Raw genomic sequence first — 14,932 nt, 5'->3', positions numbered from 1 at the left:
TGGTGGGGGATATTGCTTGCCTTGAAGAAATCGCTTCCGAAATTGAGAATCGTGTTCCTGGAGTTGTAAGAAATGCGGTTATGACTCGGCTACAATACGGGTATACGAAGCGAAGGGAGCAATGAAAAATGGCAGTTCGCAATATCGGAATTATTATGAACGGGGTGACCGGACGAATGGGGACCAACCAGCATTTGATCCGTTCAATTCTTGCAATTCGTAAGCAGGGGGGCGTTGCGCTTCCAGGGGGAGACGTCGTCATGCCTGATCCGATTCTGGTCGGTCGGCAGGAGAACAAGCTGCAGGCGTTGGCAGAGGCCCACGGCCTCGAGCGCTGGAGCACGGATCTTGAAGCCTGCCTCGCCGATCCATACAATGAAATCTATTTTGATAGCCAGACGACGGTGCGCCGCGCAGAAAGCATCAAGCAAGCGATCGCTGCGGGCAAGCATATTTATTGCGAGAAGCCGACGGCCGTGGATTTGGCTGGGGCGCTTGAACTGGCGAGCATCGCGACCAAGGCTGGAGTGAAAAACGGGGTCGTCCAGGATAAGCTGTTTTTGCCCGGATTACTCAAGCTGAAGCGTCTAATCGACTCCGGCTTCTTCGGGCGCATCCTGTCGGTGCGGATGGAGTTTGGCTATTGGGTGTTCGAGGGCGACTGGCAGCCGGGCCAACGTCCTTCGTGGAACTACCGCAAGGAAGACGGCGGCGGGATTATCGTCGACATGTTTGCCCATTGGCGTTATGTGCTCGAGAACCTGTTCGGGGAAGTGGAGTCTGTGTCTTGCCTTGCCGCTACGCATATTCCGAAACGATTGGACGAACAAGGCGGTCCGTATGATTGCACGGCAGACGATGCGGCCTACGCCACGTTTGAGATCAAGGGCGGGATTATCGTGCAGGCCAATTCGTCCTGGGCGGTGCGTGTCGACCGCGACGATCTGCTTACGATTACGGTGGACGGCACCGAAGGCAGCGCCGTGGCGGGCTTGCGGGACTGCAAGACGCAGCATCGGGTCAACACACCGAAGCCGGTATGGAATCCGGACATTCCGAATCCGTTCCGGTTCCGCGACCAATGGGTGGAGGTGCCTGACAATGGGACTTTCGACAATGCCTTCAAAGTACAATGGGAAATGTTCCTGAAGCATGTCGCTATCGATACGCCGTTCCCATGGGATCTGCTTGAAGGGGCAAAGGGCACCCAGCTTGCCGATCTCAGCTTGCAGTCATGGCAGGAGCGCCGCTGGGTTGACGTGCCGAAGCTGAGCTTGTAAAAGGGAGGGATACAGATGGCTAAATCGCTGCTTCTTCCCCGTGCAGGGGGACAGTTATATGAATACACTCCGGTACAGACAATCTTGTTCGAGAAGCTGGCCAAGCTGACCCAATTGCCGTTTACGGGCCGCATCGCCTTTTCCGCCGCCCATGTGGTCTGCGATCCGTTTGCGGACGCCGATCCGCTGCATCACGCGCCGATTGATTGGAACTCGACGCTCGCCTATCGGCATCATCTGTGGTCGCTCGGTCTGGGTGTGGCGGAAGCGATGGATACTGCGCAGCGCGGCATGGGTCTCGACTGGAACAGCTCAAAAGAGCTGATCCGTGCCTCGATCTCGGAAGCGCGCTCGGTTGGCGGCAAAATTGCCTGTGGCGCCGGAACCGATCATCTGCTTCCGGGGCCTTCGGTCACGATTGCTGACGTGGAAGCCGCCTATGAGGAGCAAGTCGGCTTCATCGAGGGCGAAGGCGGTCAAGTCATTCTGATGGCGAGCCGTGCGCTTGCCGCTTGCGCGAAAGGGCCGGAGGATTACGAGCGCGTATACGGGCGCATCTTGGGACAAGTGAAGCAGCCTGTTATCCTGCATTGGCTCGGCGACATGTTCGATCCTGCGTTAGCCGGTTATTGGGGCTGCAAGCATGATCTGGACGAGGCGATGGAGGTTTGCTTGCGCATCATTCGGGCACACGCGGATAAGGTGGACGGAATCAAAATATCCCTGCTCGATGCAGATAAAGAAATCAAGATGCGCCGGTTATTGCCGGAAGGCGTCAAGATGTACACCGGCGACGACTTCAACTATCCGGAGCTCATCAAGGGCGATGAGCAGGGCTATAGCCACGCGCTGCTTGGTATATTCGACGCGATTGCGCCAGCTGCCGCCCAGGCGCTCCACGCGCTGGATAGAGGTGACCTGACGGGTTATGATTCAATCATGGAGCCTACCGTCGCCTTGTCACGTCATATTTTCCGGAAGCCTACGTACGCCTACAAGACAGGAATTGTATTTATAGCCTACTTGAACGGTCATCAGCCGCATTTCCGTATGATCGGAGGAGCGGAGGGCTGGCGTTCCATCCTCCATTTGGCTGAGTTGTTCGTGCTTGCTGACCGGGCCGGGCTATTGGCCGATCCGGAGCTCGCTGTTCAGCGGATGAAGCCTGTCCTGGCACTGGCGGGTATTCAGCCGTAATCATCGTTAGCGATATTTGAAATCCGGGAGGGATTAGCATGGAACCGCTTCGTTCCATAGAAAGACTCAGCTTGAATCAGATTACGACCGATCGGTTGAATATGAGTGAGGCCGTGGAAGCCTGCGTTCGTGCCGAAGTGCCCTGGATTGCTCTGTGGCGGCATAAGGTCGCCGAGGCCGGCTTGGCCGAGAGCAAGCGGCTTGTGCGTGACGCAGGCCTGCGCGTTTCCAGCCTTTGCCGCGGCGGTTATTTTCCGGCGGCCACCGCAACTGCGCGCAAAGAGCGGATGGATGACAACCGCCGCGCCGTCGAGGAAGCCGCCGAGCTCGGCACCGACGTGCTCGTGCTCGTATGCGGGCCGGCGCCGGACCGGGACATCGACTTCGCTCGCAAGACCGTCGAAGAGGCCATCGCGGAGCTTGCGCCGTTTGCCCGCTCGCACGGAGTCAAGCTCGGCATCGAGCCGTTGCATCCGATGTACGCCGCTGAACGGTCCGTTATTAATACGCTGGCGCAAGCCAACACGCTTGCAGAGCAGCACGCCCCCCAGGACGTCGGCGTTGTTGTAGACGCGTTCCACGTCTGGTGGGACCCCGAGTTGTACGGGCAGATTGAACGAGCCAGAGGACGGATCCTCGGGTTCCACGTCTCCGATTGGGTCGTGCCGGTTCCCGACCTGCTGATGGGCAGGGGAATGATGGGTGACGGGGTCATCGAGCTGCGCCGGATGCGCCATGCCGTTGAGGCGGCCGGTTACACAGGGGCGATTGAAGTGGAAATCTTCAACCGGCAAGTATGGGATATGCCGGGGGACGAGGCGCTTGCACTCATTAAGGAACGTTATTTGCAGCACGTCTGATAGTTCATGTATAGCCTTGGCGAGCGAGGAGATCGATACCTGGCTTGTCAAGGCATCAGCTATGGAGGGATGGAAAGTGAAGATTTGTCGCGCTGCGCTGATTGGAATCGGAGGATTTGGCGTTGAGCATGTGAAAATGATGCAGAAGCTGGCCGGAGAGGGCAGGCTGCAGGTGGTTGCTTTTACAGAACCGAATGTTGATGCGCACCAGGAATCTTATGGCAAGCTGGCTGCACTCGGGGCCATTCATTATACGGATTACGTGCAGATGCTTACACTTCATCCGGACATCGATTTCGTGGCGATCGCCACGCCGATTGCCACCCATAAGCCGATGTGCATCCAGGCAATGCGCATGGGCTTTCATGTCCTGGTGGAGAAGCCCCCGGCGATCACGATTCAAGATCTGGACGAGATGATCGCCGTGCAGCGGGAGGCGGGCCGCTTGTGTCAGGTGAACTTCCAGAATACGTCGGGTCAGGCATTCCGCACTCTGCTGGAAAAGCTCGGCTCCGGCGTGCTCGGACAGGTGCAGCATGTAGTTGGCGTCGGTATGTGGAAGCGGTCCCGCGCCTACTACGACCGGACCCGCTGGGCGGGCAAGCTGGTCAGCGACGGCCAGTATGTGCTGGATGGGACATTCAACAATCCCTTCGCCCATCTGCTGCATAATTGCTTACTGGCGGCCGGAGTTGAAGGAGCACCGGGGTTGCACCCGCAATCGGTGCAGGCCGAGCTTTACCATGTCAACGATATCGAAGGGGACGACGTCTCCTGTATTCGCGCCGTTATGGCTAATGGCGCAGACGTCCATTTTTATGCAATGCTTTGCTCTGAGGGAAGTGGAGAGCCTTTCATTACCGTAAATGGAACGCAAGGAAAGGCATATTGGGATTACGAGAACAAGCTGACTATTCACACACGGGATGGCGAAGAGAAGCTCGCGTTTGGTCCGGTTGACTTGATCCGCAACATGTATGTGAACCTGATGGAAGCGATCGAGAGTCCGGGGAAGCCGCTCTTTTCACCACTGGAGGCGTGCCGAAGCTTCGTACTGGTCTCCAATGGCACTTATGAGTCGGCCCGTGCCGTTCATGCCATTCCCCGCCAGTTCGTGACGGAGCAGCAGGCCGGCGAGTCTACGGTACGCTTGCTTCCCGGCTTGTCCGAGAAGATGAGGGACGTGGCGGCAAGGCGGCGGTTGTACAGCGAATACCCGTTTCCATGGGCGACATCGACTCGTCCGTTCCGGATGACGGGCTACAGCCGATTCGAGCTGCCTGCTGACATGCGCAAATAATGGCCGACCGTTAAAATTCAGATTTCACTTGACACCGTCATGTCGGTGAGATAGCATAAATTCAAATCATTCAAATACGTTGAGAAGGAATAGTACGGTTTTCCAAACGAACAGAGAGCTGTTGGTCGGTGTGAAACAGCCGTGTAGAAAATCGGAACTCGCCTTGGAGTTGCCCGCTGAACCTTAAAAGTGCAAGTGTGAAGTAAGCGGAGCCGGAGCCTGACCGTTATCAGCAGGAGGATGCCTGATTTGTTCATTTTGCAATCCCGCATCCGTAGAGGGCATGCCGACGATGGCATGAATTCGGAGTGGTACCGCGTAAGATGTCAAAGTCTTTCGTCTCTGTCAGTGGAGATGAAAGGCTTTTTTTGCGCTTTCGGTCTTTGGCAGGTCAGCACAGTAAATCGATGAAGGGAAGGATTACCTATGAAAAATGTTGAGAAGTACGCCAGAGGATATTTTATGCCGCCGGAGACAAGCTTGAAATGGACTCAGAAGGAGTATATGACAGAGGCGCCGACATGGTGCAGCGTGGACCTTCGTGACGGAAACCAGGCCCTGATCGTCCCGATGAATCTGGAGGAGAAGCTGGAATACTTCCGAATGCTTGTGGATATCGGCTTCAAGGAGATCGAGGTCGGTTTTCCCGCAGCATCGGAGACGGAGTTTGTCTTCTTGCGCACTTTGATCGAGCAGGAATTGATCCCGGACGATGTAACGATCCAGGTGCTGACCCAATCGAGAGAGCATATTATCCGCAAAACCTTTGAAGCGCTAAAGGGCGCGAAAAAGGCTGTAGTGCATTTGTACAACTCAACATCCGTAGCGCAGCGGGAACAGGTATTCCGTAAATCCAAGCAGGAAATTATCGATATCGCTGTGGCGGGAGCCAAGCTGCTCCAGCAGTGTGCGGAGGAAACGGAGGGGAATTTTCAATTCCAGTATTCGCCGGAAAGCTTCACAGGGACGGAAATCGAGTTTGCGCTGGAAATCTGCAATAGCGTGCTGGGCGTATGGCGGCCGACGGCGGACAATCCGGTCATCATCAATCTTCCTGCAACGGTATCCATGTCGATGCCTCACGTCTATGCCAGCCAGATCGAGTATATGAGCGACCATCTGAATTTCCGGGAGCATGTAATTTTGTCGCTTCATCCCCATAATGACAGGGGAACAGGCGTGGCGGATGCGGAGTTGGGGGTGCTGGCCGGAGCCCAGCGCGTCGAAGGCACTTTGTTCGGAAACGGGGAAAGAACAGGGAACGTTGACATTGTGACTCTGGCTCTAAACCTGTACTCGCATGGGGTAGATCCGAAGCTGAATTTCGAGAACATTCCGGCGATTATCGCTGTTTATGAGCGACTGACCAAGATGAGAGTAAGCGAACGGCATCCTTACGGAGGCGAGCTGGTATTCACCGCTTTCTCCGGTTCGCATCAGGACGCGATTGCCAAGGGCATGAAATGGCGCGAGGAAAAGGAGCCCGGGACTTGGTCGGTTCCATATCTGTTGATTGATCCAAAGGACATTGGCAGAGAATATGAAGGCGATATTATCCGCATTAACAGCCAGTCCGGCAAAGGCGGGATCGGATACGTGCTGCAGCTGAAGTACGGACTCGATCTGCCGGCGAAAATGCGCGAAAACTTCGGCTACTTCGTCAAAAACGTATCCGATCATCGGCAAAAGGAATTAATGCCGGACGAAATCTATGATATTTTCCAGAAGGAATATGTGAATATAAAGACGCCTGTTGAGTTTGTCAAATACCGCTCTGCAGATCAGGAGAATTTTCAAACCACCGTCACGATACGGACCGGCAATGAAGTCAAGGAAATCGAAGGCGCCGGGAACGGAAGACTCGATGCGATCAGCAATGCGCTGCAAACCAGTCTTGGCATAAGCTACACCGATTTGATCTATAAGGAGCATGCCCTGGAAACGGGCTCTAAATCACAAGCGGTGTCTTATATCGGGATTACGGCTTCGGACGGGCGCTTATATTGGGGTTGCGGCATTGACGTTGATATTATGACCTCATCTGTAAAAGCCCTGTTTAGCGCAGTGAATCAGTTTATCCGTCTTAAAAATTCAGCCTCATAAATCTGTTGGATTCTTTGCAGCACCTTCTGCGCCTGGTCGCTAAATTTTAATTTTGAAACCTGACCTTTCACCAAATATACGCCGGTCTTGTTCCGGTGAGCTCCTAGAGCCCCTTCATACAGCTTGTCGGCACCGTGAGCAGGCGGAGGGAAAAATAACCGCATCAACGCTTTAACTACAAGGGGGATTCCGGACGGTTTCCCCTTTCTTAGCGTGTTGTTGCCGCCTGGGTCAACGCTGCGGATCATCATCTCCTCCTTGGCAAGCTGAGGTGCGATGGCCTGAGTCCATAGTGAAAGAGCCAGCTTTGAAGTGGCGTAAGGACCGATCAGTTTACGGAACGTTTTGGGACGCTCCAGAATTTCCATTGAAAACATCTTGGTGAAGTTAAATGCTGCAGACGAGGTGTTAATCACCGTTTTTAAATCCCCTTGTTCCAGCAGTCCCTTCAGTTCCATCAGAATAATGTACGGAACAACCGTCAGCAGCTCATAATGCATCTCCCGCCCCTGCTTCGAATAGTTTAGTTGAGAAAAGGAGCCGCCGGCATTATTGAATAAAATATCGATTCGCTGCTCCTTGCTTTTTATCTCTTCCAAGGTACGTCTCAAGCTGACATAATCCGAAAGATCCTCCGTTTTATAAACGCGAAGTGATCCGCTATGGACCGCATTTTGGAGGTTCTGATCGTCCTCTGGAAAGTTGGAACGGTTCAGAGCAACCACCTGCCAGTTCTCGGACAGTAGTCTTCGAGTTAATTCCAGACCGATCCCGGCACTTGCGCCGGTAATCAATGCAACGTGTTCACTTGGGCTCTTCTTCATCATGCATCTTCTCCTTATAGCGGTATATTTGCTCCAGTCATGCACACTCTACAACTTGAAGTCGGCTCCAAGTCAAGGGGCCAAAATCACGTTTCCTCCGAGAAGAAGAGACTTGACTTGGAGTAAGCTCCAAGATGTATAATGCACAGAAAACTATTACCGGGAGAGAATGGAATGAAGGATGAACAGACCTTTACGATAAAACAGACCGCCGAGCAAACGGGGATGACCGAGGATACGATCCGTTATTATGAAAAGATCTCATTGCTCCCTCGTGCGGAGCGGAAGGATAACGGGCATCGTATCTACCGTCAGGAGGATATCGAGACCATTCAATTGTTAGGCTGCCTCAAAAAGACAGGAATGCCACTAGAAGAAATGCGCCCCTTTTTGTCGGTATCTAAAGATAGCGATCCCGCCGATTACCCTGAGTTGGTTGAGCTTTTAAGAAGCCATAGGGAAAATATTGCCGCACAAATCAACTCTCTGCAGCAGGTCGTAGATTTTATCGATATGAAGCTGAAGGAGGGGAAATATCGGCGGGACTGCTCGGTTGGAGGCCTTGACGGTCATAGCGAGGGAGAAGCGAAGCCCAAGACCAAGACCTCCTCGCCTGCGGAGATGAGTTATTTTCCTATGTCGGGCAAAGCAGGGAAGTAACGCAGCTTAAGACTATTGACGGTTATTTCGGCCATGAAGGGAATGTGGACAAGCTTATGAAGCAAGTGCTGATCGCTGACGACAATGTGAATATCAGGGAACTCCTTCGTTATGCGCTGACTAAGGAGGGCTATCAGGTGCATGAAGCACAGGATGGGCAAGAAGCGGTTAAGTTGATGGGGCAGGCTCCGATAGATCTTGCGATTATAGATATTTTGATGCCCGGGATGGACGGTTTTGATTTATGCGAATATATCAGGAACGATTACAATATTCCGATTATTATGCTTACTGCGCTGGATCAACTGGCAGATAAGAAAAGGGGTTATATGCGCGGGACGGATGACTACGTGACCAAGCCGTTCGAGCCGGAGGAGCTGGTATTTAGGGTAAAGGCGCTATTCCGCCGTTACAACCGAACCTCGGATAATATCATTAAATTGAATCGCATTACGATTGACCGGAATAATTTCGAAGTTTCCGACGGGCAATCTGTATTCATCATGCCCATGAAGGAATTCGAATTGCTGTCCCAGCTTGCCCAATATCCAGGGCGTCTGTTCTCGAGGGACGAACTGATTCGTCTAGTATGGGGAGAGGATTATGAGGGCGACGACCATACCGTGGTCGTTCATATCAAGCGGCTGCGGGAGCGTTTTGCAGATTATACAAGCGACTTTACGATTCAGACGGTCCGGGGGATCGGTTATAAGATCGAGGTGAAGACGCCATGAGATCGTTGTACTCCCGGGTCTTTCTCATTACGGTTGCCGTTATTCTAGCCAGCAGCTTGCTCGGATTCATCATTTCGAATGTGTACTATCATATCCAGCTTAAGTCCTTCAATGATCAGAAGCTGGTCACTATTGCGGAGCAAATTAAAGAATATGCAGAGGATGATCCTGAGCGGATGGAGGACTATCTTCATAATGCTGCCGCGCTTGGGTATGAAATCTATCTGACGAATGCCCAAGGTGAGGACCGCTTTTTCGGCAGCGAATTTCGAAAGCAGGATTTAAGTAGACAGGCTATTGATCAAGTGCTGAACGGAGAGGTCTACCATGGTGTAGCCCAATTTCCCAACAAGCTATTTATTACGGGCTTTTTCGATAACCGATTAAGCAACACGGTTGGAGTTACCGTTCATCTGGATCAGCAAATATATGCTCTGTTCATGCGCCCGGACGTGATCCTGCAGTTCGGTGAATTGCGCATTTTCTTCGCTCTAATCGGCTTGCTTACGGTGATTATCAGTATCGCTCTATTCATTTTCAGTACCAGATACCTGGTTAAACCAATCACTCAATTGACGGAAGCGACCAAGCAAATAGCTGCAGGCAACTACAATCTTCGCTTGCCGGGCACAAGACGTGATGAAGTCGGGCAATTAGCCGGACATTTCATGACGATGAGCCGGGAGCTGGAGCGGGTGGATTTGTCGCGCCAGCAGTTTGTATCTAATGTATCCCATGAAATTCAATCCCCGCTCACTTCGATTCAAGGCTTTGCCAAGGTGCTCGCCGACGACAGTCTTTCCCCGTCAGACCGGCAGCATTATTCGACGATTATTGAAGAAGAAAGCCAGCATCTCTCTTTGCTTAGTAGACAACTGCTCCTGCTCTCCTCCCTGGAATCCGGTCAGGAGGCTATTACCCGGACAACCTTCTCTCTGCTTGGCCAAATTCGGCAGGCAGCTAAATTGCTGCAATGGCAGTTGGAGGAAAAGGAGCTGTCGCTCAAATTATCTGTGCCCGACACGATCCAGCTTCACGGCGATGAAGTGCTGCTCATGCAGGTATGGATGAATTTGCTTGGCAACGCGGTAAATCATATTCCGAACGGAAGATCGATTGAGATCCGGGCCGAGCAGACTGCTGCTCATCATTTGATCTACATCCGTGATACCGGAGATGGGATTGAAGACGAGCACCTGCCTTTTATATTCGATCGTTTCTATCGGGCGGATCGTGCACGGAAGCATACTGGCCGGACTGGGCTAGGTCTTTCCATCGTGAAAAAAATCATCCAGATCCATGACGGTCAAATCGAGGTGACCAGTTCATCGGAGGGGACCCTCTTTACGGTGTCTTTACCGCGGCTGTAACCTGTTGTTTATTTGCTGTTTATTTTCGCTTCCTATAATTTGCTCATAACAAAGGAGGGAAGCCTATGTTTTTAGCGCTTAGAGAGATGAGATTTGCCAAGGCAAGATATATCCTGATTGCTACAATAATGGTGCTTGTTGCGTTTCTCGTATTATTCGTCACAGGCCTTGCTCAAGGGCTTGCTTATGATAATGCTGCTTCTGTAAAAAATATGGCGGCTACTCATTTTGTAATGGAAGATAACTCGAATCACCGGTTTACCCGGTCACAGATCGACGAGGAGCAGCTTGATGCGGCAGCGGCTGTTGTAGGCGATCAGAATGTGGAGCCGCTCGGAGTAAGCATGACGACTGTCATTCCTGAGGGAGAGACGGTGAAGCTGGATATTACGCTGCTTGCTGTTCGGCCGGAAGGCTGGCTGATGCCTGAGCTGACATCCGGTACCAAGCTCTCTGATTCATCGAATCGTTATGTTCTTGTCGATCAATCGATGACTGAGGATGGGATAGATATCGGTACGGTGCTTGTAGATCAGGCTTCAGGAGCGGAGTGGACGGTCAATGGATTTGTAGCCAATGAATCCTTTAGCCATACCCCTGCGGTATTTCTCAGTGAGCAAGACTGGATTGATCTTCAAATGCAGTCCCCAGGTCATCCAGGTGCTGATGAGGCTGCAAGTAACACCCGGTACAATGCGATTGCCGTAAAGGTCTCGGCGGATCAGTTGACCTATTTGCAGGAGGCCTTGCCGGGAACGGAGATAATCACCAAGTCGGAGGCTATCTCAGCCATTCCGGGTTACAAGGAAGAACAGGGTTCACTGCTGATGATGATTGGATTCCTGTTTGCCATTTCTGCATTTGTCCTGGCCGTCTTTTTCTACGTTATTACCATCCAGAAGACAAGCCAGTTTGGTATTTTGAAGGCTATTGGCACTCGAACTTCCTATCTGGCAAAAAGCGTAGCGCTTCAGGTCCTGGTTCTGTCGGTCGGCAGTCTGGCTCTAAGTATTCTGATCGTTCAACTATTCAAGGCAGTCTTGCCTGACTCTATGCCATTTCAATTGGGCTGGCTAACCGTGGTGATTACCGGTGTCTCCTTTATCGTCATGTCACTTGGCGGCTCCTTATTTTCCGTATGGAAGGTAACTAAAATAGATGCGCTGGATGCGATTGGGAGGACTGCAGCATGAGACATCTGCTTGAATTGCAACAAATTACGCAAACCTTTGAAGATGGAGGGACCGAAAGAAAGATATTGGACAACCTGAATCTGGAGGTATCCGAAGGAGAAATAATCGCTGTGATGGGCCCGTCCGGATCAGGAAAGAGCACCTTTCTGTCCATCGCAGGCGCATTGTTGGCACCGACGGACGGCGATGTTCTGCTTGAGGGCACATCTATTCTTAATAAAAGCAAACAGGAGTTGTCAGAGCTGCGTTTGCGGAAAATCGGATTTATTTTTCAAAGTGCAAATCTGATCCCGTATTTGAAAGTGCAAGAGCAGTTGCAGCTTGTTGCCAACCTGGCAGGTCAGGTGAAGGCTCAATCCGCAAAGCGTTCAGCTGAATTGCTCCGCAGGATGGACCTGTCCCATCGGCTGCAGGCGTATCCGGATAAGCTTTCGGGCGGGGAACGGCAACGGGTCGCTATCGCGAGAGCACTGATGAATGATCCGGCTGTCCTGTTTGCGGATGAGCCAACCGCCAGTCTGGATGCGGCCCGCGGCCTGGATGTTGTCAACCTGATTGCGCAGCAAGTAAGGGGACAAGCGAAAAGCGCAGTGATTGTAACGCATGATGAGCGAGTGTTGCCGCTGTGTGATCGGGTATTGTTTTTGGAAGAGGGCAAGCTGGTTGCGGGGAAATAATTGAACATAACAGCAAAAACGGCCAAGGAGAACTCTTTGGCCGTTTTTGCTGATTGATTTCTTCATGTAGCTCACTGCTTAACAGCATGGATAACTTCGTACTGACCGGTCATGAGTACCATGTTCACTGTTCGGTCTTCTTCCTTGTAAGTTAGACTGCCTGCCTCAAGCGATATTCCGTTTACCGTAATGTCCTTGATATCCGCTTCCGGGAGTATGAGTTCGGCCTCGGCATGGAAAGGGATGCGGAACCGGTAATGGAGACCGTCCTCTTCATAGCTCCAACCGCTCTCGTAAAGTCCCGAAGCTGTCTTCAGGGACGCTTTAACATACTTCAGCAGGGGATTGGGCTGAGGGGCCAGCCGGATTTTCCTGAAGCCGGGGGCTTCCTCCAGCGGCTGGATTCCGCACATGTTGCGGTACATCCATTCCACGATGGAACCATACGTATAATGGTTCAACGAGTTCATGCCGAGCTCGCCGAATTTCCCGTCGGGAAGCAGCGAATTCCACCGCTCCCAAATCGTCGTCGCCTCCATCTTGACCTCATAGAGCCAGCTCGGGTATTCCTCGTTAAGCAATAATCTGTAGGCCAGATCGTTGTACCCGTTTTCGGATAAAACCCTGCAGAAATAAGGCGTCCCTACAAAGCCCGTCTGTAAATAGAACTTGTTCTTCTCCAGATTTCGGCGCAAGTCTTCGATGATTCGCGGCCGGAACGATTCCGGAACCAAATCCATGAAAAGGGCGAGAATGTAGGAGGTTTGAGTATCCGCTGCCAGTCGTCCGCTCGGGGTGACGAATTCTTGGCAGAAGGCTGCCTTTACCTCAGCCGACAGCTTGAAATAATCCGCTGCCATGCTGTCCTTGCCTAATGCCTTGGCGGCTTTGGCGACAAGCTCCGAGGAGTAGGCATAATAAGCGGTGGCGATCAGATCGGTTGGTGTTCCTCCAAGCGGGTTGAATTCGCCGTCCCCGTCCAAGGCAAGCCAATCCCCGTAGTGAACGCCGGTATTCCACAGCCTGCTTCCGTCATCCTGCTGTCTTATCCAGTCAACGTAGTCCTTCATGCTGCTTAGCTGTTGCTCCAATATGGCCTTGTCTCCATAGTGAAGATACAGGTTCCAGGGAATAACGGTTGCGGCTTCGGACCATGCACTGGAACCGGTGTGCGAATCCTGTTCGTTCAAGCCGAAGCTGGGAACGGTCAGCGGAACAATTCCGCCCAATGTAGCCTGCTCCTGGGCCAGGTCATACAGATACTTATGAAAGAAGGCATTGCAATCCATATTGAAGCAGGCGGTGCCGGAGAACATTTGGGCATCTCCTGTCCAGCCCATCCGCTCATCCCGCTGCGGACAATCGGTGGGCACATCCAGGAAATTCCCCTTTTGCCCCCAAAGGGCGTTCAGAATGAGCCGGTTCACCATGGGGTTGGAGGTTTCAAGAGTTCCTGCCGGTTCCAGATCGGAATAGACGACACATCCGGTAAAATCCTCCGCCCTCACTTCCTCAGGCCACCCCTCTACCTTCACATACCGGAAGCCGTAGAAGGTAAAGAAAGGCTGGACCTCATCGGGCTGTCCATTCGAGATATAGGTGAACTCCGCTTTGGCGGACCGGAGATTGTCCCTGTAAAAACAGCCCTCCTGCATTTCCTCGCCATATTGAAGCTGTATGATACTTCCTTTGGGAGCCTTATTTTTAAAGCGGACCCAGCCTACCATATTTTGCCCCAGATCAAGAACGGTTTCGCCCTTTGGTGTATGAATTACCTTTACGGGCTTCAGTTCTTCCTTGATCCTTACCGGTAGGCTTCTGCGGGCCTCCAGCAGATTGAAATCGATGTCCAGGCAGCGGACTCCATCCCAACCGGCGTCATGGAAGGAGGGAGAGGACCATTCCTCAGTATACTTCCCCGCGTCTTGGACCTCCCCGTCATAAATGCTGCTGTCCAATATATGCGACGGCGCGCATCTCCAGCCCTTATCCGAACAGATCGTATCCTCGCTGCAATCCGTATAGGTGATGACGAGCTCGCATAACAAGGCAAAATGTTTCCCGTAATAGCCGTGCGTTATGCCGCTAAGTCCAAACCTGCCTTTGTACCAGCCGTTGCCCAGCATGGCGCCGATGACATTTTCCCCTTGATGGATGTGGTCGGTAACATCAAAGGTCTGGTATTGAATCCAGTTGTTGTAGCTGTTACAGTAAGGCGTGAAATATTCGTTCCCGACCCGCTGTCCGTTAAGCTCCGCCTCATACAGCCCCAACCCGCAAATATACAGCCTTGCCCGAGCGATGTCCTTATGAATGCTGAAGCCCCTTCTCAGGAGAGGGTGAACGGATTGCTCCTCCCAATCGGGCGTGATCCATCTCCCCGTCCAAGGCTCATCCATTTTGGCGGTTTCAAACCAGGCTACAGGGCTGGCCGCTTCGCCGCGGTCCGTCCAGACATGGACCCTCCAGTAATAGCGGGCGCGGGGCGCAAGATCCAGCTCCGGCGCATAGCAGATGCTGTCGATATCCTTTCTTTTTCCACTGTCATGCAAAATATTCAAGAACGCCTCATCCAGGGCCACCTCAACCCGGCAAGCTTGCTGCAACGTCGCACCTTCGGCTCCAGGCTCAACAATCCAGCTTAGCCGGGGCTTGCTTAATGCGTAACCCAGCGGATTCTCGATTCTGTTGCATTTCATATCCTGAATAATCAATTCATTCCCTCCTCTTCAAG

12 protein-coding genes and 1 other annotated feature are annotated in these 14,932 nt (G+C 52.5%); of the genes, 10 read left to right on the top strand and 2 right to left on the bottom strand.

Going from position 1 to position 14,932, the window contains the following annotated elements; all coding sequences use genetic code 11:
* Positions 1 to 128 precede the first annotated feature (128 nt).
* From TX85_RS12995 to leuA, 5 genes are all read left to right on the top strand, one after another.
* Positions 129 to 1,280 carry a Gfo/Idh/MocA family protein gene (locus TX85_RS12995; RefSeq protein WP_044479523.1) on the top strand — a complete coding sequence of 384 codons (1,152 nt, stop codon included), beginning with the start codon at positions 129 to 131 and terminating at the stop codon, positions 1,278 to 1,280.
* Positions 1,281 to 1,295: 15 nt separating this feature from the next.
* On the top strand, positions 1,296 to 2,477 hold the full coding sequence (locus TX85_RS12990; protein WP_044479522.1) for a dihydrodipicolinate synthase family protein: 1,182 nt from the start codon (positions 1,296 to 1,298) through the stop codon (positions 2,475 to 2,477).
* Between the two features lie 38 nt (positions 2,478 to 2,515).
* Positions 2,516 to 3,337 (top strand): sugar phosphate isomerase/epimerase family protein, encoded by an 822-nt coding sequence (locus TX85_RS12985; RefSeq protein ID WP_044479521.1) that lies wholly within the window; start codon positions 2,516 to 2,518, stop codon positions 3,335 to 3,337.
* 76 nt (positions 3,338 to 3,413) lie between these two features.
* Complete coding sequence (locus TX85_RS12980; protein WP_071784192.1) at positions 3,414 to 4,637, top strand: Gfo/Idh/MocA family protein; 1,224 nt, start codon at positions 3,414 to 3,416, stop codon at positions 4,635 to 4,637.
* 70 nt (positions 4,638 to 4,707) lie between these two features.
* Positions 4,708 to 4,984: a binding site (T-box leader), on the top strand.
* A gap of 79 nt (positions 4,985 to 5,063) precedes the next feature.
* Positions 5,064 to 6,740, top strand: a complete 1,677-nt coding sequence (gene leuA, locus TX85_RS12975) for a 2-isopropylmalate synthase (RefSeq protein ID WP_044479520.1) — start codon at positions 5,064 to 5,066, stop codon at positions 6,738 to 6,740.
* Here leuA and TX85_RS12970 read toward each other — a convergent pair.
* Positions 6,707 to 7,564: an SDR family NAD(P)-dependent oxidoreductase gene (locus tag TX85_RS12970; protein WP_044480057.1), complete on the bottom strand. Its 858-nt coding sequence runs from the start codon at positions 7,562 to 7,564 to the stop codon at positions 6,707 to 6,709. The genes leuA and TX85_RS12970 overlap by 34 nt on opposite strands.
* Before the next feature lie 174 nt (positions 7,565 to 7,738).
* Between TX85_RS12970 and TX85_RS12965 the strand changes: the two genes are divergently transcribed.
* The 5 genes from TX85_RS12965 (at position 7,739) to TX85_RS12945 (ending at position 12,198) form a co-directional block, all read left to right on the top strand.
* Positions 7,739 to 8,224: a MerR family transcriptional regulator gene (locus tag TX85_RS12965; protein WP_044479519.1), complete on the top strand. Its 486-nt coding sequence runs from the start codon at positions 7,739 to 7,741 to the stop codon at positions 8,222 to 8,224.
* A 56-nt stretch (positions 8,225 to 8,280) separates the two neighbouring features.
* On the top strand, positions 8,281 to 8,958 hold the full coding sequence (locus TX85_RS12960) for a response regulator transcription factor (RefSeq protein ID WP_044480056.1): 678 nt from the start codon (positions 8,281 to 8,283) through the stop codon (positions 8,956 to 8,958).
* Positions 8,955 to 10,328: a sensor histidine kinase gene (locus TX85_RS12955; protein ID WP_044479518.1), complete on the top strand. Its 1,374-nt coding sequence runs from the start codon at positions 8,955 to 8,957 to the stop codon at positions 10,326 to 10,328. The genes TX85_RS12960 and TX85_RS12955 overlap by 4 nt, the downstream gene beginning before the upstream one ends.
* A gap of 65 nt (positions 10,329 to 10,393) precedes the next feature.
* Positions 10,394 to 11,521 (top strand): ABC transporter permease, encoded by a 1,128-nt coding sequence (locus TX85_RS12950; RefSeq protein WP_044479517.1) that lies wholly within the window; start codon positions 10,394 to 10,396, stop codon positions 11,519 to 11,521.
* Positions 11,518 to 12,198: an ABC transporter ATP-binding protein gene (locus TX85_RS12945; protein ID WP_044479516.1), complete on the top strand. Its 681-nt coding sequence runs from the start codon at positions 11,518 to 11,520 to the stop codon at positions 12,196 to 12,198. Before TX85_RS12950 ends, TX85_RS12945 begins: the two co-directional genes overlap by 4 nt.
* A 71-nt stretch (positions 12,199 to 12,269) precedes the next feature.
* On the opposite strand, the gene TX85_RS12940 is transcribed toward TX85_RS12945, so the two are convergent.
* A complete protein-coding gene (locus TX85_RS12940; protein ID WP_233500703.1) occupies positions 12,270 to 14,897 on the bottom strand; it encodes an alpha-L-rhamnosidase in 2,628 nt (875 codons plus the stop codon).
* Positions 14,898 to 14,932 lie beyond the last annotated feature (35 nt).

Source organism: Paenibacillus antibioticophila, from assembly GCF_000455265.1.
GTDB lineage: Bacteria > Bacillota > Bacilli > Paenibacillales > Paenibacillaceae > Fontibacillus > Fontibacillus antibioticophila.
This window is presented reverse-complemented; position numbering and strand designations above follow the sequence as displayed.